The following is a 24,916-nucleotide window of genomic DNA, read 5'->3' on the forward strand; positions in this document are numbered from 1 at the left end:
ATTTTTTGCAAAAATAATAATTAGACAGAAATTGCATTTTTGACTTTCTGAACAGTTCCGATGCTGACTGAACAGATTTTAGCTGTATCTCTGATAGAATTTCCTTTCTTTAAGTTCTTAATAACCTCTTTATACTTGAATAGAAAGTCTTCAATACTTTCAGTAGAACCTTTCTCACGCCCTTTGTAGATACCTTTAGCCTTTGCAAGTGCAATACCCTCTCGTTGACGTTCTAAAATGGTTTCTCGCTCCATTTCGGCTATATTAGCCATTACAGAAATAATAAGTTTAAAAGCTTGATTTTCTTTGCCCTTAATCAAGCTTTCTATCCCAAGATTATCCACTTTGAGAATAACGCTCTTTTCTTTGAAAAACTCCAGAGTCGTAAGAATGTCATAAAGGTTTCTTCCGAGCCTATCAATAGAACTTACCGAAACGTAATTAATCTCATTATTTTCAATTGCTTTTATCAGTTCCTTTCCCTGTTCTCTGTCCTTAAAAGGTTTAGAACCGCTAACAATATCAATAAAAACCTTTTCGCCCTGCGCCTGTTTTTCTTCCTGTCTTGCCGTGTTTTGCGCTCCTGTTGAAACTCTTATATATCTTGCTTTCATAATTGCAAATTATTATAAAGCACCCTGCATTTGAGCAAGGTGCAAAGATTTTTATTGTAATTAATTTTTGAAATAATAGCCGTTAGAACTCATGTAATCATACATTAAATGCCTTGCGGTTGCTTCCCAATCAATGTAAATGTAAGAGGGCAAATTTTCAGGAATTGAACCTTCCTGCTCTAAAGTAGTCTGTGCAAAATCCTCGTCAGAAACTGTACTCGCCATAATAAGAATCTGAAAGACTCTCTAATAGGTCACTTACGTCCTCGTGATAATAACTCATGCACTCTGCATAGGCTTCTATAACCTCGAAATCATAATCTGAACTATTGATTTGTTCGGCTATTTCGTAAATGTCTGTCGAAAGATAGCATTCGCTGATTAGCTTTTGTTTGATAAAGAACTGACTGCATTCGTAGTCCTGATACATAAATTCGGGTTCCTCTTCGTCTTGGTGAAGTTCCTGCATAGCTTCTAAAAGCTTGTCATAATCTGAATAATCTGATAGTTTCAACCATGAGCCATAAATAATCCCTGAATTGTACTTACTGTAAGTACCAACATAGATTTGGAAGTCCTCCAAACAATTTTGTAACTTTGTCATTGTAGATAAGTTTTAATTACACGTTAAAATTTTACACATCCCCGTTCAATATTCTCAGTATTGACGGGGTTTTTTGTTGGTTTTTATTACTCGAAAACTGTGCCAAATGTTATAAAAATAGGGTGATATTCAATGAAATAGCAAAAATATTTTGAATCCGTAGAAAATTCTCTCAAACCTGTTCTAACTTTGGATTGTAGTCTAAAAATGTTCAAAAAAAGTATTGAAGTTTTTAGACCGCCTGAAAACTTTTAGCCGACTTTCCAAAGGTGGGGGTACTATCAAAAACTTGCCCTATGGTGGTGTGTTTTTGTTTAGATACCTTCTCTATTGATAGATATTATTGAGATTTATAAATATATTTGTAAAAAGCATCAGATGAAGTATATCGAAAAGCACAAGACCTTAATCATATTATTAATTTTTTTTGTCGCCTTTAACCATTTTCTAATTTCAAACTATCAAGAATTTATTGTTGATAAATTTTTAGTAAAAGCAGACAATTCAATATTGATGGACGGTATTATTATTTTGCTTTTTATCTTCTCTATAATCTGGACTATATTGAAAATAAAAAAAGGATTTTTTGTAAAATCCGAAAAACTGATTTATCCAGTCATTGGCATCATTGCTTATACAATAATTAGATTAAATTATTGTGACTCATTGATTCCCTTCAAACATTTTGACGTTCTAAAATATTTTGACTTTATATATATCATTTGTTTAATTCCTGTTGCTTTAACACTTGCTTTACCAAAGCCAACTAATAATAATCAAAATGATAAATTTTATGATGATAACCCAATTGACAAAAGTGATAATGATATTTTAGGAAGGAAAACAAAAGCAATTCAAATTGCCAGATTGGTAAAAAATAACAAATCAAAAAGTTCAATTGCTATTGGAATTGTAGGTAAATGGGGTGATGGAAAGTCTTCATTCATGAATTTAATTGAAGAAAATTTAAAGGAAGACAAAAGATTTATAATCGTACAATTTAATAGTTGGCTTAATATTTCAGTCAAATCAATTATTCAAGACTTTTTTAATACCGTTGAAAAAGAAATCGCACCTCACAGTTTTGACATTTCTAAAGAACTAAAAAAATACGCAAGTAACGTTTTATCAGTAAACAAAAATACTACTACTGAAACTCTTTTAAATGCCGTTAATTTATTGCCCGAAAATAGTCTTTCGGACGATTTTGATAGTCTAAACAAGCTTTTAAATATGTTGAATAAAAAGGTTATTGTTTTTTTTGATGATTTAGACAGACTACAGCCTAATGAGGTATTTGAAGTTCTAAAATTAATAAGAAACACCGCATCATTTGATGTTTTCAACTACATTGTAGGATATGACAAAGAATATATTAATGAAGCACTTAAAAATAATCAAATCCCAAATCCTGAAAAATATTGTGAAAAAATATTTTTGAAAGAATTTCCATTGGCTCCGATAACACAAAAAGACATTAATAAATACATTAAAGTAAAATTTATAGAATTTCTGCCAACAAAGCAGAATGAGATAAATGAAGCATTTTCTGATATTAACTTACACTTAGATTACTACCAAGGAAATGTTTTTGCTTCTATTAAAAATATCAGAAATGCCAAAAGATATTTAAATGAGCTTCGAATAAGTATAGAAGGAATAGAAAATGAGGTTGATTTGAAAGATTTTATGTTAGTCAAACTTTTGAAATACTCATATTATGACGTTTATAGATTACTATTTGATAAACAACAATTTATTGATAATCGAGGAAACGATAGCTATAGTGGACAAGAAAAGTTCAATAATTATAAATTGAGAGAAAAAGCGAGTGATAAAAAGAGCTTATCCTTGTCTCTCGGCAAATCATTTAACAAATCAGTACTAAAAGAAGAAATTGAAAGAATAGGAATCTATGAGCGTTATGAAATTGATACTATCGGAATTATCTGCGACAGAATTTTCAAAGACAATTATAGAAATGGAAATACTACATCGCTGTCTTTAGCTTACGGTCAAAACTATTACAAATATTTTAATGATGAAATTGATAATACAAACTTTTTAAAGGAAGATTTCTTAGCTTTCCTCATTTCTGACCTCAAAACAATGACAGAAATTGTGGATAAAGCAAAATCAGAGGACAGGTTGGTCGCTTTAATGTTATTTATTTACAAATTGAATGTTTTTGAAGATCTATCTACCAGAGGTCAATATGAGAATTTAGTGAAAATTCTATTTTATATTGCTAATCTGGATTCTGATGGTAGACAAAGGTATTTGGGTGTAGACAATAAGTTTCTTTATAGCATTATTGACAATTATAATAATAAAATTGTTTCGACATTTAATTATAGTGACAAAAATGAATTAAAAATATTTTTAAAATCAATATTCTATCAAGAAAAGAAATATTATGATTTTGAACCCGACTTTTTAAAATTCATATATAATTATTATGGGTCAAGCAATTCTCTTAAAATGCCATTTACAAAAGAAGAAATTATAGAATATCTAATTTTTTGTTTTGACATTAATAGTAAACAAATAGAATCTATTGATGATATTTTCTGGGATTGTTATAGACTATGTTTTGTAAAAGATTGGATTAAAGCAACTCCAAACAGCTATAGTGGATACACTAAGGTTATTGAGCCTAATAAAGAAAAATTTTCATTTGAAATCATTCCATCACTTTTAGATGATTTTCTAGTACATATTGTAGTGCCTCAAGATTTTTATGGAGAAGAGAAAAATAATTTTAAGGTAGGAATTTCCAATAAGTCACCAATAGAATTATTCGGAACAATTCAAGGACTCATAGATTACCTTGAATCAAATAAACTGAAACAAAAACTTTATGAATATCCTTCCGAATTTATTACTGAATTTTTAGATTTTGCAAAAAAAGTAGAAATAAAAAAAGAATTTATTGATTTTAATTTCGCTTATGGTGCTATGAAACAAAAACTTGAAAACTCAATAAGAAGTTATGACTAATTCAAGAAGTATAAAATTTGCCAAAGACGAAATCACAGGAAAATATTTAAATGCTAACGAAATTTTCAATGATAGACAAGTTGGCTTTGAGTATAGAACACAATACAACCGCAAGGAGATTCAGCCTTATTGTGTTGAATGTGGCGAGAAATTAATCATTTCTTCAAGTAAATATCACAATATTCATTTTAAACATACTGATTCGGAAATACCTTGTATTTTAAAAGAAAGCCTTACGCAAGAAGAAAAAGATATTTTTTCTCAAATTAGCCACGCTAAAGAGTCGGAAAGACATATTTATTTGAAAAATTCTATCGGTGAAAAGCTTTTAACAACAAAAGATGTTAAAAATGTAAGAGTAGATGACCATTTTATTTATGATGGTTACGACAAAAGAAGACCCGACGTTTATTGTGAGTTTTTAGATAAAAAAATTGTTTTTGAGATTCAACTTTCACAACTTTCTCAGAAATATATTTTAAGTAGATATGATTTTTACAAAAAAAAGGGAATTTATTTAATATGGGTATTAGACGATTTAAACATATTAGAAGGTACTTCCCAAATGGCAAAGGACATCAAATATCTATCAACCCATCAAAATTATTTTAAATTCGATGAAAGTTCAGATAGTCTCTATCTTGAATGTAAATATAAGTCGACTCATTTATCATCCATAAATGAATTTTATGATAGATGGAATACTGTTAGGATAGGATTAGATTGCCTACATTTTGACAATGCTAATAATGAGGTATTTCTCTATGATTTTGGACAACAAAAAGCTCTAATTGCAGAAGTTCAAAGAAAGAATCGGATTGAAGAACAGAAGCGAAAAAATGAAGAAGAAAAAAAGAGACGGCTACAACAAACTCAGTGGAAAGTTGACGCTATCTGTAGTGAAATTAATGAAGCCAAGAATAGCGTATTAAAAAATTTCAGCTTAATAAAAAATAAACTTTTCGATTTTGATTATGAAGAACTTAACCAATTAAATGAAAAATTATCCATTAATTCTAAATTTGCACTTCAACGTTGGCTAAAACTAGCAGATAATGAAAGTTTCAATTTCTTGAAGTTTATTTTTGAAAATTATGATTTTGATTACGACATTAATATCGTAGACCAAAAAGGAGATACAGTAATAGATATTCTTTTCAAAAGAAAAGATTTAAAAAACAAAGACTTAATATTTGAACTCATTATTAAACGTGGATATAAAATCAATGACAGAGACGAAAAGCACTTATTTGAATTTTATAAAGATTCCCCAGAAGTAGCTGAAAATATTATTATGCTCTCTCACTATTCTAAACAATTTGACAATTCTACTTTCAGAGGATATTTATTTCAGTTCAAAAAAATAATAAGAATAATTGAATCTGCAAAGCAAGGTAAGATTATTGGGTATGCTTTTAAGAAAGATGAATGGATAAAATTCGCCAATATGGTTCTAAATTCAAATGCGAAATATTGGGAGTACATAGAAGTAGCTTTCAAGCATTATGGATTATATGATAAACTAATTTTACTTGATAGAAAAAAAACTTTTCAAAATAAGCTAAATCAATATTTTATTAACCCTGAAAAAACAGACCACAGCTTTAAATGGATTTTTAGAGAATTGTATCCTGAATTAGTGAAACCTGAAAAAGATTTTGACAATCCATTCTAAAGAAAAATTCAAAATCAATCAAATGATATTGATTTTTTTAGCACTTTTGCAAACTATAAACATTTAAAACGGTTTAATTATTGATATAGAAAAATTTATCTAAAAAGCTAATAAGCTATTTTAGAAGACATCGACGATAAAATAAGTGTTGACTTATTTGCTTTGGCAGAATAAAATTTGGCGATTTTAAAATACAAACAAAGGCAAATAGTGGATACCCACCCTATGGTGTGGGGATTCTGCTTTTGTTTGTAGGGTTACGCCAAATACCTTTTCTGACGAAGTGTGAATTCCTCACACTTTTTTTATTGCTCAAAATCAAGCATAAAATTTAATAGAAATGAGTATTTTATTTTCCACAGACACCGTAAGAAGTCTTAACAAAAGGCAAAAATTGGCAATGTTAACAGTCGTAAAAACAATTTCCGACAATGCGATAGATTCAACAAAAAGATTAAATCAACAAAAAATCCTTACTAAGTATCTTTCGATATTTGAATTGACCAATGTTGCCATGTCAAATTATGAGCAACATTTACTAAAAATTGATTTAAGAAGCCTAAATCCGAATCAACGAGACTATTTTATTATAATGGGTCATGAGTTACTCGGTTCGATCCAACACAGAAGATTGGAGGATTACAATATTTTGTTTGAAGTGTTTCAAAACTACGGTAATATCAGTAGTTCAGAATTTTCAGGCACAATTGAACGTTTACGAGGAAACAGCTAATAATATGAGCCGATTATTTACATTCTCTTTTTTGGCGGTCTTTACAGTATCTTGTTCAAGCAATGTTAGGGGCGAACTTGAAATCAATTGGGGAATTGTCGGCTTACTTTCGTTTATTGCATTTGGATATTTTTTAAGCAAAAAGGAAAGAAGAGCCGAAGAAGAAAACCGAAACCTTAACGAGCAAGTCAGAAATCAAAGGGGAAATCCATTGACACAAAAACTTGTCTTCAATTACAGTAAAATCAAATTTACCAATGAAATAACTTTTAAACCTATTCAGATTGCGACAGCAGAGGTTTACAAAGACAGATTTGAAATTACAATTTACCCCTACTCCGCATATTCGGGAACTTATGTTATTGTAAAATCTCAAAAGCAGGGTGACGGAATCTTAAAAATTGTTGTCAAAGTTGAAGGTGGGAATTTTTCTCAATACAATTCTCAAAAGCCTTGTTTCGTTCACATATCCGAACGAGCAAACATTCTTAAAATATATGATGAAAATCGAATTGGAATAATCTTAAAATTTTAAATACATGAAAAAATTAATCTTTACTTTACTGTTAGCAGTACCAACGTTTTATTTCGCACAGGAAGAAAAACCGAAAGAATCACAAACCGCTAAAGAGTGTGATTTACCGAAAGACTTCAAAGAACCAATTAAGAACAATCGTCTCAAAAAGTTTGTAGCTATCGACAATGGAGTTGATGAAAAGGATGTAATTATTATCCGAGCACAAAATGGTTTTGGAAGTGGGGTTTTCACAGTATGCGTTAAACAGCAACCAATCCAATATCAAAAAATGGGAACAATTTTTATGCGCGAGGGGAAAAACCCTTTTAATAACTCAAAATAATACTACAATTTCAAAGAAGTTGCATACCTCCATTTGAATACAAACAGTACAGCATTTGAAATGAAATTCTATTTTTCTTGATGCTGTACACAGGAAGTGCTTATTACTGTATGCTTGGATTAAAAATCATGGCAAACAGGATGAAAAATCATTTCAAAAAAGAAGAAGTTTAAACACTTTTCAACCTACGTATAAATATTCACATCTATAAATATTATACGACATATTTTGTCGCTTTGCAGGAATATCTTTGTCATAATCTAATTTAGAACAGATAAAAAACATAAAAAGATGATAATATTCACATTAAATCTGATTCATAAATCTTCTTAACGTGATGTAAAATAGATATTTTTGCAAAGCTTTTTAAATAAAATTAATAATAACTCAAATAAACACAAGGTATGAGAAAACTCTACACTAGTGCATTATTCTTATGCGCTGTCGTTAGTATATCTGCTCAAGAAGTTGTTTGGCAAAAAGATATTAAATCCAATACACAGGATTTTCTGAGCCAAGTTACCACAACCATTGACGGGCAATACTTAATCACTGGAAGCTCAATCCAACCTTCAAAACAACAATCTTCTGAAAATAAGCAAAATAATGGCTACGATTTTCATTTGATTAAATTAAACCAACAAGGAGAAGAAGTCTGGGGGAAATATTTTTCAGGACAAAATCATGATTTCCTTTCAGAAGCAGTTGCAACGCAAGAAGGAGGTTTTGCTCTTGTTGGAACTTCTTATTCAGGAAAATCTTTAGACAAAAAAGAAGATTCCAAAGGTGGATCTGATATTTGGCTGATCAGAATTAATGAATTTGGAGATGAACTTTGGCAAAAAACCATTGGTGGAACTTCTGATGAAGAAGCAAGAGCAGTGATTCAGACTACAGATTTAGGATTCTTTGTAGCAGGTAATATTCAAAACTCTTCAAAAAGTTATGGTTCTAAAGATGTTTTGGTTGTAAGACTAGATAAAAACGGAAAAGAATTATCCCAATTAGTTTTAGGAGGTAAAGGTCTGGACGAAGTGGAAAAAATGATTCCAACGAAAGATGGCGGTGCTTTACTAGGAGCTTATTCCAGAAGCAATGCAGGAGGATCAAAGAAAACAGAAAACTTCGGAGAAGGTGATTACTGGATCATTAAACTTTCAAAAGACGGAAAGGTAGAATGGGAAAAGAATTTCGGAGGAAAAGGAGATGACCATTTAAGAACACTTTCTTTAACATCTACAGGATATTTAATTGGAGGAGAATCAAGGTCTGAAAGATCAGGAAACAAATCTGTCGGAATTGAAGAAGGAACAGATCTTTGGTTGATTTCTTTGAATGAAATAGGTGAAGAGATATGGCAAAAATCTTACAATTTCAAAAACAGAGATGTTTTAATGGGAATGAGTGTTTTGCATTCTTCCGATGATAAATCTTCGAAAGGCATTTTACTAGGGGGTTATACTCAGGCTGAAGGCAGAATTGAAAATGATGATGAGACTTTCTGGATGCTGTACTTGGATTACAACGGTAATGAACAATGGAGAAAACATGTAAAAGGAGAATCCAGAAAGAAAGAGGAAAGATTGTCTGATATTAAACTCAATAGAGATGGTTCAATTATTTTGGCAGGAACGAGCGCGGAGGAATTAGGAAAAGAAAACTGGAAGATTGTAAAACTTGGAGACAAACAAATCGATCAGTTAATTGAAAAACAAGATATCAAGATTTATCCGAATCCTGTATCAGATTATGCATATGTAGAAATCGGTTTTGATTTCAAGGAAGCTGAAATTGTGATGTATGATATGGGAGGAAGACAGTTACAGAGCCTGAAAACCAAGAATAAAGTGACCAAAATGAATACTCAGAATTTGATTCAGGGGGCTTATTTGATTGTTATTAAAACGGATACGAATAAAACTGCAAATGCTAAATTGATTAAGAAATAGTTATGAAAAAAATAAAATTAATTATTGTTTTATTATTAGTTATTTCTTCTGTGTTCAAGAGTCAGACACTTGAAGATAATATACTACAGAAGAAGGTAAAGACATCAAATTCAAATAACATAGGAAAAGTTGAATTAAATATACCATTATATGATATTAGTTTACCTGGTTATTCATTCTCAGCTTCATTAGAATATTTGCAGGAAAGACTTATAGCTGAAGCTCAAAAAAATGAAACTACAATTGTAGGAACAAACTGGAATTTGAATTCTACTGGAAAAATAGTAATTTCAAATACAAGTCTTCAAAATGTAAGATCTCCCCAAATGTCTCATTGGAGCCCAGATGGTTTCTTTTCAGCACAATATGATAACTGTTTAATACCACAAACTACAAGTACAGTTTCAAAAAAACAGATTTTAGAAAATCCAAATTCAAACCTAACAACTTACGAACCAAATACATTTTATTTTGATTTCATGGGTAACAAAGGTTATTTTGTATATGATAACGTTGGGAATTTTTTAGTAAACTCAGGAAATGATGTTTTCCAAATTGCTTATAATGGTAGTAAATGTCACGATGTGTTTTCTCCAATTAACGAATTTCCAGAAATCATAATTAAAGATAGTAAAGGGAATCAATTTTTCTTTGGAGGAGATTATAACTCAACTGACGTTAATTTTTTTAAAACCAAATATGACTACTATAGATATTATGATAATGGAACATTTGTTACTACTGAGCAATTTTTCACGAATAAACATGTGAATTATCTTTCTACCCTTTATCTGAAAAAAATAAAATTAGCCAATAATAAAATTATCGATTTTTTTTATAAGAACAGTAATAAATCAATTTTAGATTCTTTTACAAATGGTGGAGTATATATAAATGCTAATTATAATTCTAATAATAACATCCCGTCAAACACTATATTATTAAATAATAATACATTTTTAGGAGGAGTAAGTGGCTCAACATATACTGATACTGGCGGAACTACCGCTTGGACTAACACAACCACAACTAATAATTCTTATACCAAATTTGCAATACTTGACTCTATTAAAGTATCTGACGTTGGAACATTAAATTTTTCGTATACTCAACTAAGTAGTACGAATACAAAACCATTTTTAAAAAAAATAGAATTAAAAAGAAATAATAAAACTATAAAAAAAATCGATTTTAGTTATCTTATAAAAGGTGATTATACCTATTTAAACGCATTTACTATTAATGATGAATTATATGGATTCGACTACTATGACTATCTTGGAAGTAGTAATACGGGAGGGCTACTCAAAAAAATTACTTATCCGACAAAAGGATGGGATGAATTTATTTATGAAGGACATAACGCTTCAAAAGTGTATACTACTTATCTTGGATATAATGAATCTGAAGCAATAGTTAATCAAAACCCTCCTGTTTCTGTCTCAGGTGAAAGAATAAAAGAAATTAGAACTTATAGTAATTTTAATGCTATACCATTGATAAAGAAGTACAATTATAATGGTGATAATGGAATTTCTTCAGGAATTTCTTCATCGAGTACAGTTGATGTACAATATAGTAAAGTTACAGAAGAAATTACGGGTAAAGAAAAAAATGAATATTACTTTACTGATATAATTACCAACCCAGATTCAATTGCTACAAAAAAGTTTTCAGGTAATCCCAATACAAATTTAAGTCAAATTTTAAATAATAAACTACCCTTAAAAATTTCAAAAAGTAATGAAAGAGGAAAAGTATATAAATCTGTGAAATATAATGCGAATAATGCACCCATTTTAACGCAATATATAAAATATACCAATTTTTTACAGAATGCTAATCCTATAAGTGAAATATCAAATACTTGTACAACATGTAAAGTATCAGATGATAGATATTATATTTACACAAAATCAGAATATGTACCAAATCCGAGTGGATCAGCGCCATATTATTTTGGCTTCTATCAATATCAGCCTGTGTTACCTTATTTACCATCATCAATAAGGACAGTAGAAACTCTTCCTGTCAATGCCAATGTACAAGGTAGTACAAGTGCAATTTTTGATTCTCAGAAATTCATGAAGTATAATATTTCTGCATTATATTGGCATCCACAAGTAATAGAGACCACACAGTATCTTCCATATCCTTGGGATCCCTCAAATAATCCACAATATACAGGAAAAAAAATGCTTACTAAAACGTATTATGCTCAGGATTTAATAAGAAACACTTCATGTGTTTCAGGTAATTGTCCTTCAGATACAGATCAGGTTGGAGGAAAACTTTCAATCTACAAATATATGGTTGATAACAATATATTGGCTCCTGTTATTGAAGCTCAAACTAATGCAAAAGGAAAATCTTCGCTTATAGAATATCAGTACATGAAAAATAGCTCGTCTAGTAATTTATTGCAATTAAGTAGCCAAAGAAAATCATTACTAAATTCAGTTTTTACTTTAAATACTCCTTCATCTGCGGAGGTTGAAGAAAAAATAGCGTATCAACTTTATGATAATGTAGGTAATTTATTACAATCAAAAACTATTAGTGGGGTTCCTATTACAAAATTATATGGATATAAACAAAGCTTACCTATTATTGAAATTAAAGGAATGACTTATGGGCAGATTATGCAGGCTTTCAACTTAGATCCTAATGATCCTAACTCATACTTACAATTAGATATTATCAAAAAATCAGATTTAGATAAGGATGATTTATCTGAAAATAATTTCATTTCTGAATTGAACAATTTTAGAAGTAAAACAGAGTTAAAAGATTTTGAAATTACATCATATGTCTATGATCCTTTGATAGGAGTAAAGACTATTATCAAACCAGCAGGAATTACAGAGAATTACAAATATGATTCTTCAAATAGATTAGAGAGAATTTTGAATAGTGAAGGAAATATATTGAAAGAATATAAGTATCATTATGCTCCAAGTAAGTATTATAGTAAAGCAGTGAATAAGACTTTTACAAAAAATGACTGCCCGACAGGGATGATTTCAAGCTCTATAACCTATTCTGTTCCAGAGGGTAAATATGTTTCAATTATCGATCAAGCAGATGCAGATCAACAAGCCGAGAATGAAGGGCAGAATTATGCTAATTCAAATTTGACTTGCTATTATCCTTACTGTGATTTTAATGCACAAGCTTCTAGCTTATTCATTAATGTACAGTACGCACCTTTTCAAAAAGTAAATAACGTTGTTAATGCTCAAGTACAGTTTGTGATTACTTCAAATCAAGGTGTGAATTGGTCTGATGTAATACAATTTGGAAATATACCAGCTCCATGTCGACCTCTTACAACAATTACCAAAACTTCAGGAAACTGGCAGATTACGATTTATCAAGGATCTGGACAAACGGTTTTAAGATGGCTAGGAAGTGGAAGCCCTTCTACAGGAACTACATACAATGTCTCTTTTAATTACAATGTAAACTAAACAATTATGAAAAAAATAATTCTTCCTGTCGGTACATTACTTATATCTGGACTCACATTAGCCCAGACAACAGCTGAAAACTATATACAAAGCAGAACTTATCTAGAACCTGTTACTATTACGAGCTCAACAGCTAAACAGATTCAGTCCGTCCAATATTTTGATGAACTGGGAAGACCTAAGCAGGTTGTAAATGTAAAAGCATCTCCATTGGGAAGAGATGTTGCAACATATATTGAATATGATAATTTTGGCAGACAATTAAAAGATTATCTCCCTGTTCCACAACAAGTAACGCAAAATGGAAATATTTATACAAGTCCTTTAGACAATGCAACTAATCCTAATTTATATGGAACAGAAAAAATTTACTCAGAAAAGATTTTAGAAAATTCTCCACAAGATAAAATATTACAGCAAATACAAGTTGGAAGTAGTTGGAGTACTAAACCCGTTAATTTTGTTTACGAAGCAAATTTAGCAGAAGATAATGTCAAGAAGTATGAGATTGTTAGTACATGGGATCCCGTAAATAAGATGTTTACTTATTTCATTCAGATTAATCAGAATTTCACATTGGGGCAATTGTATAAAAATATTATCATTGATGAAGATGGAAACAAAACAATTGAATTTAAAAATAATGAAGGACAATCTATACTATTAAGAAAGGTATTAAGTTCTACAGAAAATGCTGATACATATTATGTTTATGACGAGTATGGTCAATTGGCGTATGTGATTCCCCCATTAGCATCAGTAACAAATGCAGTTGATGAAACTACTCTAAATAATTTGTGCTATCAGTATAAATATGACAATAAAGGACGTTTAGTAGAAAAAAAACTCCCTGGTAAAGGTAAGGAGTATATGGTGTATGATAAAGCGAACAGGTTGATTCTGATGCAGGATGCTAATTTGAATGTTCAAAACCAATGGCTGGTTACTAAGTATGACCGATTGGGAAGAATTACTTATACTGGGGTTTTAACTGGAGGAAGTAGAATAGGAAGACAAGCAGAGATAGAAAATCTAATCGTCACTGAAGATAGAAGTTCTGCAGGATTTACAAGAAGTGGTATTACAGTTTATTATACAGATGGAGCATTTGTAAATGAAATCCCTACTATTCTTAGTGTTAATTATTATGATATCTATCCTCAATATAGTTTTAATCCCGCTTTTCCAAGTACTATTCAAACCGCAGAGATTTTAACCGATAATCCTGATGCCAATGGATTAAGTACCAAAGGTCTTCCCGTAATGAGTTTGGTTAAAAATATTGAAGATGATAACTGGACAAAGGATTACATTTATTACGACAAAAAAGGAAGAGCAATTGGCTCTTACTCTATTAATCATTTGGGAGGACGTACAAAAATTGATTCTAAATTGGATTTTACAGGACAGGTTCAGCAAACGATAACCACTCATAAAAGATTAGATACTGATATTGATAGAGTGATTATGGAAAACTTTATGTATGATGGTCAAAACAGGTTATTGACTCACACGCATCAGGTTGACAATAATGATGTCGAGTATCTGACTCAAAATACATACAATGAACTTTCTCAAGTTATCAATAAAAAAGTTGGAGGAATTACACCTTCCATTCCTTTACAGGATATTACATACAGTTATAATATCCGTGGTTGGATGACGAAGATTAATGATCCTGCGAATCTTAACGGAAAACTGTTTGGATACGAAATGAGATATAATAATCCTGTATCTTCAAATATAGTGCCAGGGCGATTTAATGGAAATATTGCAGAGGTCGATTGGGTAAATTCACAAGACGGTATTTTAAAAAGGTATAATTATGAGTATGATAATTTAGATAGGCTTAAAAATGCTTTCTACAAAGAACCAACTACAGGGAATTCCAGCTATTTTGACGAAAAGCTTACATACGACCTGAATGGAAACATAATGACTTTAAAAAGGTTTGCTCCACAGGTGTTTTCAATGACAGCTACAATGGTAGACGATCTTGAATATAAATATACAGGAAACCGTTTGGATAAAGTCATTGAAAATGTTCCAAATAGTACAGGTTATGAAGGTGGAAATAATGTAATCAATTATGATCTTAATGGTAGCATGACGAATATGAAAGATAAAGGAATCGAACTGATTACTTATAATCACTTAAGTTTACCCAATGCTTTTGCAATTAATCAAGTTGATCCATTATCTGGTACAAATGTTAATTTTAGTTTATATTATTTATATGGAGCTGACGGAACAAAATTGCGTAAAACCTATACAACGGGAGGAGGAAGAGGTCAGTCTACAACAAATAAGTACACTGATTACTTAGACGGTTTCCAATACAGTTTTTCCGAAACAGTACAACCATGTTTATGGTGTAGAAACCAGCGTAGCTTATGAACAAGAAGCTTTTAAAGATCCTATTCTTCTTGATCCACCTACAACATCATTAGGGTGGTTATTAGACTTCGTGCCAACAGCAGAAGGTTTTTACAGCTTTTCAGAAAATCGCTATGTTTACCAGTATAAAGATCATCTGGGAAATGCAAGAGTAAGTTATGCTAAAAACAGTTATGGAGTCATTGAAATTACAGATACGAATAACTATTATGCTTTTGGAATGAACCATATTGGTGGGACAAAATCTATTTTAGGAGGATACAAAGACTATAAGTACAACGGAAAGGAAATACAGGAATCAGGGATGTATGATTACGGAGCTAGATTCTACATGGCAGATATTGGAAGATGGGGAGTAATAGATCCTTTAGCTGAGAAAATGACAAGGCACAGCCCATATAATTATGCGTTTAGTAACCCTATTAACTTTATTGATCCTGATGGAATGGCACCCGATTGGCATAAAGATGATTTAGGTAGGCTTATTGCAGATGCGGGAGATACAGCATCTACTCTAGCTACTTATTTACATACAACACTTGAAGATTCATCAAATATTTTATTAAATAATGGGTATTTGAACGAAAGTGGAGATTTTACTATTAATGAAGGAGATGCTATATCTTTACCTGAAAACTACATGAAAATTTATGATGGACCAACCGCAGAATCATTAAGTCTTGCAGGAGAATCTGCTACTTCTACAAGTACTTCTTCAGGAAGATTATCAGTTAATAGTTTGAGAATGAGTGAACAAGGTTTAAATTTTTTAATGGCTAATGAAGGTGTCAAGTTGCGACCCTACAATGATTCTAAAGGATTTGCTACTATTGGTATTGGGCATCTCATTGGATATAGAAAATATACTACTACCGATGTTAGGAATTGGGCTTGGTTTGATACAAAAGAAGAAGCAATGACATTATTCAAACAAGATTTATCTACAAAATATGAACCAGCTATTAGGGGGGCAGTTAGAGTTCCATTAAGCCAAAATGAATATGACGCAATAGTTTCTTTCACTTACAACGTTGGAATTGGCAAGCCTGGAAAAGGAGGGTTAAAAGGATCTAATTTTTTAAGATCCTTAAATTCAGGAAACTATGATGGAGACTTAATGCTTAGATATAAAAAACCTGTAGAAATTATTGGGCGAAGAAAAAAAGAAGTAAATTTGTTTAAAAATGGGACTTATTAATATGAATAATATTTTTATAATAGCATCAATAGTTTTGCTTGGTTGTCAAAATAAAGATTTTTTATCAGACCAGAAAAAAACAATTGAGGTTGGGAATAATTACCAAAAGCAACCAAATATAATTGGAAAATGGATAACCCCTCATAATGCTAGTCTTAATATTACTTTTTATAATGATAACACATTTGTATTTAATGATTATAATACAAAAAAAGATAAGGAAGAAGTATTAAAAGGAAAGTATAGCCTACAGGGAACTGTTTTAACATTAAAATACTATGATAGAAAAAGTCAAAATTTTTCTTATACAAAAGGAAAAGGTATAGACACAAATTATTACATAACAAAAAAAGGATATTACTTTGTAAAGTCTGATTAAACTGCCATTGGTAATTTGTTGTCAAACAATATTTTTTAAACGAGCAATCTTAATGATTGCTCGTTGTCATTTTAAAACTCAATTGAAATAGTCAAAATTTAATTTGATGGTTAAAATTGTATTTTTAAAGAGTTTACCTTGAAACTATATTTTGTTGTTTATTTTTGAAAATAACACTAAAACCATTATAAGTATACCATTCAGGATGTAATTCAACTCTCTTTTTATAGTCGACTTGATAATCATGCTTCTTCCATTTTTCTTCTTCTATTTTAGATGTTAAGCCTGTATACTCAAAGATGTATTTAGGCATCAAATCCTCCAAAATATGAGCATATCTTTCTGTTGTAGACAACGGAGTCATGAATTGAAAATAAAGGCATTTCTGGGTATTCTTTGGCGATTTTCCTTGCTACAAAATCAATGATACATTCTGATTCAATATTTTGTAGCAATTTGGAAAAATCAGCATTATTTTTTTCCTTAAATAGCTCTATTACCTCAACTAAATTCGGAAAAGCTTCTTTAAAAGTTTTGTAATTTGAATTTCTGGTTTTTATCCCACTGAAAAATAAAGTGAAAATAACTCCTTTCGTCAAAGCTCTAACATTATCTACTTTTTTTATCTCTGTTACTTTTTTCTAGCGTTATCGATTGTGCCTACTTCCTCGTGTGAGGTTTGGAACCCAAAATCCATGTATTGAAAAAGTGCTTCAATAAAGAAAATTAAAAATCTGTTTTAATAGACAGGTTTTGTCGTTAAATTAAATTGTTTTTGTCAAAAGAAAACATATTATTTAACAGATATTCTGAACTTTAATTACTCCAATTACGTATAAAATCTAATAACGGCTTACCTTTTATTGGTTGCAGTGAGAATAATTTTATATGTTTTGCTGGTAATGAGCCAATTCTTAAAACGACATTATTTTTATCTAATTTGTTAATAGCTTTTTCATATTTAATTTGATTTTCCTCATCTATAATAAAAAGTTTTTTTATTAAAACAATATCTTTGACTAAAGTTTCAAATAATTCTTTATGATTATTACTATAGGTTATTCCATCATAATTAAATTCTTCACCAACAAAACTAGGATATGTTAAGAAGTCAATTTTTTCATTTGTGTCCGCTAAATTTTCTTTTATGTTTTTTTTGTATAACTCAGTCATAATTGACGAAACAAAAACAATATATTCACACTTATTTAAATTATCATTAAATATTGATATTTTATCAATATCATCAAATAAAAAATATCTTTCTTTTTTGGGAGACTTTGAACTAATTTGAGCATTATTATATTCCCTTAATAATTCGTTACTATCATGTGATTTCCTGTAATAATTAAAAGCTTTGATAGTTTGACTACCAGAAAGAGCAATATCCGTGACAAAAACGATTTTTTTATACACTTTTTTTTCTGAACATAATTTGTCAAAATTTTTTTCCCAATCAATTTTGCGATCTAGTAAATTACATTTTTCAAGTAATCTTTTTAATCCGTTTTCATCATTTATAGGGTTTTTAATTGAAAGGATAATTGTACCCTCATTTTCATTTTCAGATAGGAGCTCTTCGACTTTTTCTTTTATAAAAGTAATCCTATCATCGGAAATAAATAGATGTTTATCAAGGACCATAAGGATACTTTTATGGAGATCAGGGACACCAAAACCTTTTTGACTCATAAATATCTGCAAATCACTACCCTCTATACTTTGCTCATTTAGATTTGACAGCCAGTTGATAATTCTACTTTCTATATCAGTCGTAATTTTGTAATGTGATTTAAGTTTTTGTAATAAACTTATCCTTGTAGTAAAATTATCGTATGTGTGTTTTATAGAATTATAATTTTTATTATTAGGATAAAGGGGCTTCAAAATCTCAATATTGATTGTTTGACTAGAAACATCAACTGTATTGAAAATTTTATCGTATAAATCTTTTCTCTTTTGTATTCTATTAAAACATTTTAAAAGCTCATTTTCTAAAGTATAAATAAAAATATCTTCATTGTCAATTAAGATGAAGTTTCCCCCATTACTTCTTATCAAGCCCCTCAAATCATTTATATCTCTTAAATGAAATTTCTTTGATACATGATTAAAAAAATAAATCTCATTAAATTCTTTAATCTCACCTTCTATATTTAATTTATAGATAGGTTCATTCGTAAAAATATCACGAGGATTATCTACTGTAATATTTATTTTTTTTAAATCAGCTAAATTTATCTTCTTATTAGTCCCATCAATTTCTATCTCACTTAAATAATCATTAGCAAAAACGTCTTCAAAATTAATATCTTTAATTTGCACTTGGTTCTGAAAGATATTTACTGAAGTAGTAATCGTCAAATAAAAATCCTGCAGATTAGAGTCATTAATTTTAAAGCTATCATCAATTGAGAAAAACAAGTCTATTCTATCATCTTCTTCAAAATGTTTAAAATGAATATCTAAGTAACTAATTAAATTACTAACATCTGTGCCTAATTTTTCACATTGCTTAAAAACAGTTTTTGACCAAGAATATTGATATTCAAAAATTGAAAAATTTTCTAAATTAATATTTTCTCTAAACTCTTCGATAAAATTTAATTTATCTTCTTCTCTTGAAATTATTGAAGAAACCTAACTTAGGAAAAAATCTCTTATCAAGTTCGGTTATATTAAAGTTAAATATTGATTCTTCTGGTGACAATTTAATATTTTCATTATTATCGACATTTTTAATCAATTCTTTTATTGTCTCCCAATAACTTGACTTTTCAATTTTAATCACATTGCCATTATAATCTATAATTTCATTCTGATCAGAATAATAAGGAATAATAGGTAATGAATTATAACTATTAAAAGGTTTGTAAAAAACAGGATATTTTGTTGAGTGATCTTTGGAAAAAGACTTGTGGATTTCTATTAAATCACTTATTTTAATTAAAAAATCTTTCAAATCTTTAACTTCCAATATTGAAGATAGCCTTTCATTGGGTATAGAATATTCTAATTCTTCTGTATTTCCATTCTCTAATTCTATATTAAGATAACCATACTTTTTAAAATTAATGCTAGAGTTAATGTCTTTAATAAATACTTTTTCAGCGTCTTTAAGAACAATAATTCCATTGAGACCTATATTTTTAAGTCCAATACCGTCAAACTCTGGATATAAACTTGCTCCTGGTTTTTTTATCCATTTTATGAAAAGAGATTCTTCTTTAATTTTTACTAATATATCGTCATTAAATCTAGAATAATGGTTTATTTCATCTTTTGAAAACAATAACATAATAACTAAATTTCTATATTGTTTCAAAAATTCATTTTTACAACTAATTTCACTAAGATCAGTCCCTGATTTATCAGATAGAATTAAAGTATACATATTATTAGAAAAATCCTCGTATTTAAAGTTTTCTAATTTACTGATCCATAAAAATTGATGATGTTTATTTGATATATCTCCAAACTCTTGAGATTTATTCAATAATAATCTCCAAGACTCTATAATGACTGCATTTTTAGGTGATATTTCAAAAAGAGTTAAAAAGCACAATGCTTGATAATATAGCTTTAAAGTGCTTTCATCTTTCAAAAATGATGTTTCTTGTTTTTCTTCCCATAAAGAGAAACGACTAAATGAATATGTTGCAAGTTCATTTAAGAATTCCTTCGTATAAGTATTTTCATTTATAATTCTATTAAGTTCTTTTAAAAAAGAAATTGATTCTGTTTTATCTTGTAATGCTCGGTTTTGTAAGTCCCAATTCTCAATTGACAATTCAAAATCTGGAACTCTGATTGCTGAATACATAATTTTCTCTGAAAAGTTTAGTTTGACTTGGTTATTTGTTTTTAATGCTGATGAAATTACTAATAATTGATCTGCGTCTGAAAGATCATTTCTTAAATGCACCTTTTCGATAATATCATTAATATTTTCTTTATTATGATTTATGATATCTTCGTTTAATAAAATTGTATTAAGAAAGTGAGTCAATGACAGTCCCTGTATTTTGGCTACGTCTTGTTTTAAATTCCAAAATTCGTCAGGAAAATTTGAAATAAGATTATTATAAAAAATAAAATACAAAGTACCTCTACCATCATTTGTGAATGGTAATTTTTTTGCTAAACTTTTTTTTAGAAAATCTAATCTTTTATCATCTTTAAAATTACTATAGAAAAATCGAAGATTATCTTTTAGTCCAAACTTGAACTCTTCCGTTAAGTTTTCTAATTTAAATAATGCTTCTTGAACATCACTTTCTGGTAAAACAGATTTATTTTTGTTAGCAAAGTTTATATCGTATTTAATATTGTCTTTGAATTTATTGTATTCACCCGATTCAGCATATTTTTTAACATTAATAATTTTTGTCTTTTGAGTATTAAATTCTAAATCATTAATTACTAACCAGTCTTTAATTTTTGAAAAAAGATTATTTGCTCTTTCCTCCGATTCTACAAATATGAATATATCATCTACAAATCGATTATAATATTCTCGTTTTTGATCCTGAATAAATCTATTTTCAATTAATCCGTCTAATCCGATTAAATAAAGTTCAGCTAAGTATCTCGCATAAGCTGGTCCTTGAGGCAATCCTTTTAAATCATCTCCTGTTGTAGTCTTCGACAAATCAATTAAATAATCTAAAATATTTTTATACTTAATTATATCTTGTTCTGATAATTCTGATAATTTTTCTTTAATTGATGTAGGAGCTTCTTCGAAAAGCCTGATCTTTAATCTATTAAGATTAATTTTATCGTAAAAGCTTTTTATATCAAGTTTTATTAGGAAGTAATCTTCATATTCAGAATTAAAAAGAATAGTTTCAATTTTCCGTGTATACTTTGCCCAGTTTATAAACCAATTATTAAAAATATTATTTTTATAGAAACTACTTGAAAATTCATACCCATATGAATTACCTGAAATTTCACTGAAAAAAATTGAATTTAAGATAAATGTGAAGTAAATTGATACAAAATTATCAAGAGGATCAATATTATATAGTCTTCTTATTTTTGTTATCTCATTTCTATCAAAACTAAAACCTTCTCTATTCTCAAAACTAAAATTCCCATTATATATGCATGAAATAAATTCATTAATATTTTCAAAGCTTATATTTTGTATAATTTTTAATTGACTAAATAAGGGTACTTCATCGTTTTTTAAAGAATACTGATATAATGATTTTTTTATTTTCTCAAAAACATATTCATCAATATTTTGAATATGGTAATCAGGTAGTTTCTCAAACTTAATGCCTTCTATTAATTCGATAGGTGAAACAATAGAACATTTTTCACAAGCTGTACATTTTCCTAAACTTTTACAACTAATAGGCTTAAGATACCTTAATGTATTTATTTTTTTTAATGTAATCTCTTCGTTAAAATCTTTAATTTTAGAAAATATTTCTATCAATAGATCTCTTCCAAAATTATCATTATCTTTAGTTTTAAGCTGTCCTAAAAGTCCAACGAGAATACTTCTTTCTTTATTACTCAATCCCTGCTCGTAATTATCAAGAATTCCCCTTAAGTTATCACATTTTTTTAGAGAATTTATCAAAGAATCTAAATCTATTTGATTTATTAAATGAGAAGTTATTCTCTTATTTTTAATATATGAAATTGAATTCCTATAAGTATCAGCATATTCATTAATATATTGTGAAACTAACTTATAAGAGATGGGTTTAAAATTTGATAATATTTCAAACTGTTTTTTAAGAAAGGCTACATTAGGACTTTTCAGCCATTTATCTTGTTCAAATTCAAAAGATCCATTTTTTTCAAGAAAAAAAGATAATTTATTACTGACCTTATTCTGAGATAATGGAAGTTTAACACCATAGCCTATACCTTTAGATCTTTTGTTTACATATGGAGTTTTAGGAAATAGATCAGCCGTGATATTTTTCTCAAATTTATCTCTTGTATTTTTATAAATATAGTTAATAAGATTATACCCTTCTTCTTTAGTAATATTTCTTTCAAATACGATCCAAATATGAAATCCTCTTCTCCCAGAAAATTCAACCAAATGCGGAATATTTATGCTATCAAGATAATCGGATAATAGATCTGTAGTTTTTTTTACAGCTGTTAAATTTTCAATATTAACTTCATTTGTATCAATTTCTGATTTAATAATGTCAAGATCAATACATATCCATTTAATAAAAGCATTGTCAACAATATGTAATTCTTGATATGTTAGTAAGCTTTTCTGATATTTCAGCATATCTTCAACCGTTACTGGTGAAATTTTTTGCTTAATTAATTTATAGCTACCATTATCCTGTTGTATTCCATATTTATGAGAATCAACATAAAAAATATTGAATAGTTTATCTGAGATTTTTTTATAAAGATCATCAATATTCATACACTACTTATTTCTTTCTCCAAAGATATAAAGTTCCCTAATTTTTATTAATTATTTGTAAGTAAAATTGAGATTCATTCCATTTGAAATATTTTTAATAGGATTTAAATTTTTCATTTGTGAGTTTTTAAAAATTATTTCATTTGAGTTATATTAGAAATCTACTCAAAAATAAATTCTCCTTATATCTTTTTGTAATAATAAATAAAAAACATGAATATTCATTCAGTATTTTCACTGCACTTAATATTATAAAATATCTAAGAAAAAATTCTTATAAATAGCTTATTTTAAATTTAGTCATTTATAAAATTAAACACAATAAAGTAGAAGAAAATCATTCTCCTACTTCATTTTTTTAAGCTACCAGCCTTTAATCTTTTGACCGTATTAAGAACGCTACGGTAGTATTTTTCAATCGTATTTTTACACCTACCCGAAACTGTTCTTAACGTTTTTTGAGTGATTTTCGGGTACTTTTCATAATCCCAGCTCAACACACAATCCACTAAACTTTTAAAGGTATTTTCAGACCTTTCATTTCCTAAAATCTTACCATTAATTTTTCGCTTTTCGTCTATTGTATTAATTTCAGCACCATAAACAACCCTTCTTTTAGCATTATTTCTTGGGTTGACATTTCCTCTTAAATTGTAAATTTTATTAGCTATATGGTCTATTTCTTCCCATTCAAGAGGTGGATTACAACATTTCGTATTGTATTTTTGTAGATAACGTTTAAAGTTAGTATAACCAGCATCAGGATTTATTGAAATAAGACAATAGGCATAAGAACTTACTCGCTGATTCCTTAATCCTTCAGGAACAATTTTACGTGGGGCAAAACATTTACAATACTCAACTTTTTCTTTTCCAAAATCATAGTATCCTTGTTTATTAAATTCAAAATCTTTTTCTTCCAATACGTCAGATAAATTATTGAATCTAATATTACCCCCATTGAGAGAGTAACCTAAGTTTTTATTTTTATTACTATTAAAATGGGGGAGTTTTTTAACTGGATGCACAATAGTAGTGTTAAACTCCAATAAATCAATTTCTTTTGCATTTTCATTGTAATATGCTTCTGTATCAAAACTAATAATATTAACTCGACTGCAGTCATTGCATGATTTATCATAAGGGATACCCAATATATCTACTATATGCTCATAACTTTCCTTGAAATTCTCTTTTACAAGGTTTCTTACTTTTACTAATAACCCAAAACCATTTCCTCCAACACTTTTCCATAAGGCTGTAATATGGGTTGTATCGTAGTCAAAGTCTTTTTCTCCATCTATGTCAAAATACAAATATCCCGTAGATTCATCTGCATTATCTGTATTGACATAGTTATTTTTGAAAGTATAGTTAAAGCATATTGAGGGCAAGGTTACTTTTATTGCCTGATACTCTTTATTTTTGTCTTTAATTTCTCGCAATTTTAAGATTTCAGGAACCTCTTCTCTTTTTTCATCTTTAAGATACTCGACAAATTCGGCTACGGAGTTTATTTGTCCGATAATATTTCGATTTTTTACGTTTGATATAACTGAAAACATAGTATTTCTAATTTTAGGCAAAGGAAAAACCATGCAAAGGGATTTCCACTGCGGATT

At 29.0% G+C, this 24,916-nt stretch carries 17 protein-coding genes; 10 read left to right on the top strand and 7 right to left on the bottom strand.

The features are described 5' to 3' along the window. Positions 1 to 20 precede the first annotated feature (20 nt). Genes J3D55_RS18095 through J3D55_RS18105 form a run of 3 tightly spaced genes read right to left on the bottom strand, consistent with a single transcriptional unit; the run spans position 21 to position 1,218 of the window. The gene (locus tag J3D55_RS18095; protein WP_259132870.1) at positions 21 to 614 is read right to left on the bottom strand and encodes a recombinase family protein; all 594 of its coding nucleotides are present in this window, start codon (positions 612 to 614) and stop codon (positions 21 to 23) included. Between the two features lie 60 nt (positions 615 to 674). After that, the gene (locus J3D55_RS18100) at positions 675 to 839 is read right to left on the bottom strand and encodes a hypothetical protein (RefSeq protein ID WP_259132871.1); all 165 of its coding nucleotides are present in this window, start codon (positions 837 to 839) and stop codon (positions 675 to 677) included. After that, positions 820 to 1,218 carry an antirestriction protein ArdA gene (locus J3D55_RS18105; RefSeq protein WP_259132872.1) on the bottom strand — a complete coding sequence of 133 codons (399 nt, stop codon included), beginning with the start codon at positions 1,216 to 1,218 and terminating at the stop codon, positions 820 to 822. The genes J3D55_RS18100 and J3D55_RS18105 overlap by 20 nt, the downstream gene beginning before the upstream one ends. Positions 1,219 to 1,596: 378 nt before the next feature. Here J3D55_RS18105 and J3D55_RS18110 point away from each other — a divergent pair, with 378 nt between their 5' ends. The 10 genes from J3D55_RS18110 to J3D55_RS18155 all read left to right on the top strand — a co-directional run bounded on the left by J3D55_RS18110 (position 1,597) and on the right by J3D55_RS18155 (position 16,879). After that, positions 1,597 to 4,218, top strand: a complete 2,622-nt coding sequence (locus J3D55_RS18110; protein ID WP_259132873.1) for a KAP family P-loop NTPase fold protein — start codon at positions 1,597 to 1,599, stop codon at positions 4,216 to 4,218. Next, positions 4,211 to 5,893, top strand: coding sequence for a DUF6035 family protein (locus J3D55_RS18115; RefSeq protein WP_259132874.1), 1,683 nt, complete (start codon positions 4,211 to 4,213; stop codon positions 5,891 to 5,893). The genes J3D55_RS18110 and J3D55_RS18115 overlap by 8 nt, the downstream gene beginning before the upstream one ends. A 340-nt stretch (positions 5,894 to 6,233) precedes the next feature. After that, a complete protein-coding gene (locus J3D55_RS18120) occupies positions 6,234 to 6,626 on the top strand; it encodes a hypothetical protein (RefSeq protein ID WP_259132875.1) in 393 nt (130 codons plus the stop codon). A gap of 4 nt (positions 6,627 to 6,630) precedes the next feature. Continuing rightward, complete coding sequence (locus tag J3D55_RS18125) at positions 6,631 to 7,161, top strand: hypothetical protein (protein WP_259132876.1); 531 nt, start codon at positions 6,631 to 6,633, stop codon at positions 7,159 to 7,161. Between the two features lie 4 nt (positions 7,162 to 7,165). Next, positions 7,166 to 7,486, top strand: coding sequence for a hypothetical protein (locus J3D55_RS18130; protein WP_259132877.1), 321 nt, complete (start codon positions 7,166 to 7,168; stop codon positions 7,484 to 7,486). A gap of 404 nt (positions 7,487 to 7,890) precedes the next feature. Next, positions 7,891 to 9,435 carry a T9SS type A sorting domain-containing protein gene (locus J3D55_RS18135; RefSeq protein ID WP_259132878.1) on the top strand — a complete coding sequence of 515 codons (1,545 nt, stop codon included), beginning with the start codon at positions 7,891 to 7,893 and terminating at the stop codon, positions 9,433 to 9,435. Between the two features lie 2 nt (positions 9,436 to 9,437). Continuing rightward, positions 9,438 to 12,905, top strand: coding sequence for a DUF5977 domain-containing protein (locus J3D55_RS18140; RefSeq protein WP_259132879.1), 3,468 nt, complete (start codon positions 9,438 to 9,440; stop codon positions 12,903 to 12,905). 6 nt (positions 12,906 to 12,911) lie between these two features. After that, positions 12,912 to 15,302 (top strand): DUF6443 domain-containing protein, encoded by a 2,391-nt coding sequence (locus tag J3D55_RS18145; protein WP_259132880.1) that lies wholly within the window; start codon positions 12,912 to 12,914, stop codon positions 15,300 to 15,302. Positions 15,303 to 15,372: 70 nt separating this feature from the next. Continuing rightward, on the top strand, positions 15,373 to 16,500 hold the full coding sequence (locus J3D55_RS18150; protein WP_259132881.1) for a glycoside hydrolase family protein: 1,128 nt from the start codon (positions 15,373 to 15,375) through the stop codon (positions 16,498 to 16,500). Next, positions 16,487 to 16,879 (top strand): hypothetical protein, encoded by a 393-nt coding sequence (locus J3D55_RS18155; protein WP_259132882.1) that lies wholly within the window; start codon positions 16,487 to 16,489, stop codon positions 16,877 to 16,879. Before J3D55_RS18150 ends, J3D55_RS18155 begins: the two co-directional genes overlap by 14 nt. 133 nt (positions 16,880 to 17,012) lie before the next feature. On the opposite strand, the gene J3D55_RS18160 is transcribed toward J3D55_RS18155, so the two are convergent. The 4 genes from J3D55_RS18160 to J3D55_RS18175 form a co-directional block, all read right to left on the bottom strand. After that, entirely contained in the window at positions 17,013 to 17,234 is a 222-nt protein-coding gene (locus J3D55_RS18160) for a hypothetical protein (protein ID WP_259132883.1), read from the bottom strand. A 461-nt stretch (positions 17,235 to 17,695) separates the two neighbouring features. Beyond that, positions 17,696 to 19,204 carry a hypothetical protein gene (locus tag J3D55_RS18165; RefSeq protein ID WP_259132884.1) on the bottom strand — a complete coding sequence of 503 codons (1,509 nt, stop codon included), beginning with the start codon at positions 19,202 to 19,204 and terminating at the stop codon, positions 17,696 to 17,698. Positions 19,205 to 19,487: 283 nt separating this feature from the next. Beyond that, on the bottom strand, positions 19,488 to 23,294 hold the full coding sequence (locus tag J3D55_RS18170; protein WP_259132885.1) for a TOTE conflict system archaeo-eukaryotic primase domain-containing protein: 3,807 nt from the start codon (positions 23,292 to 23,294) through the stop codon (positions 19,488 to 19,490). 350 nt (positions 23,295 to 23,644) lie between these two features. Then, positions 23,645 to 24,892: a BT4734/BF3469 family protein gene (locus J3D55_RS18175; protein WP_259132886.1), complete on the bottom strand. Its 1,248-nt coding sequence runs from the start codon at positions 24,890 to 24,892 to the stop codon at positions 23,645 to 23,647. Between the last annotated feature and the right edge of the window lie 24 nt (positions 24,893 to 24,916).

The sequence above is a fragment of the Chryseobacterium ginsenosidimutans genome (assembly GCF_024807225.1).
In the GTDB taxonomy this organism is placed as follows: Bacteria; Bacteroidota; Bacteroidia; order Flavobacteriales; family Weeksellaceae; genus Chryseobacterium; species Chryseobacterium ginsenosidimutans.

Bases quoted from the DNA above. Each gene is read 5' to 3' on its own strand.
- J3D55_RS18095 (WP_259132870.1), bottom strand. From the start codon at position 614: ATGAAAGCAAGATATATAAGAGTTTCAACAGGAGCGCAAAACACGGCA.
- J3D55_RS18100 (WP_259132871.1), bottom strand. From the start codon at position 839: ATGGCGAGTACAGTTTCTGACGAGGATTTTGCACAGACTACTTTAGAG.
- J3D55_RS18105 (WP_259132872.1), bottom strand. From the start codon at position 1,218: ATGACAAAGTTACAAAATTGTTTGGAGGACTTCCAAATCTATGTTGGT.
- J3D55_RS18110 (WP_259132873.1), top strand. From the start codon at position 1,597: ATGAAGTATATCGAAAAGCACAAGACCTTAATCATATTATTAATTTTT.
- J3D55_RS18115 (WP_259132874.1), top strand. From the start codon at position 4,211: ATGACTAATTCAAGAAGTATAAAATTTGCCAAAGACGAAATCACAGGA.
- J3D55_RS18120 (WP_259132875.1), top strand. From the start codon at position 6,234: ATGAGTATTTTATTTTCCACAGACACCGTAAGAAGTCTTAACAAAAGG.
- J3D55_RS18125 (WP_259132876.1), top strand. From the start codon at position 6,631: ATGAGCCGATTATTTACATTCTCTTTTTTGGCGGTCTTTACAGTATCT.
- J3D55_RS18130 (WP_259132877.1), top strand. From the start codon at position 7,166: ATGAAAAAATTAATCTTTACTTTACTGTTAGCAGTACCAACGTTTTAT.
- J3D55_RS18135 (WP_259132878.1), top strand. From the start codon at position 7,891: ATGAGAAAACTCTACACTAGTGCATTATTCTTATGCGCTGTCGTTAGT.
- J3D55_RS18140 (WP_259132879.1), top strand. From the start codon at position 9,438: ATGAAAAAAATAAAATTAATTATTGTTTTATTATTAGTTATTTCTTCT.
- J3D55_RS18145 (WP_259132880.1), top strand. From the start codon at position 12,912: ATGAAAAAAATAATTCTTCCTGTCGGTACATTACTTATATCTGGACTC.
- J3D55_RS18155 (WP_259132882.1), top strand. From the start codon at position 16,487: ATGGGACTTATTAATATGAATAATATTTTTATAATAGCATCAATAGTT.
- J3D55_RS18170 (WP_259132885.1), bottom strand. From the start codon at position 23,294: ATGAATATTGATGATCTTTATAAAAAAATCTCAGATAAACTATTCAAT.
- J3D55_RS18175 (WP_259132886.1), bottom strand. From the start codon at position 24,892: ATGGTTTTTCCTTTGCCTAAAATTAGAAATACTATGTTTTCAGTTATA.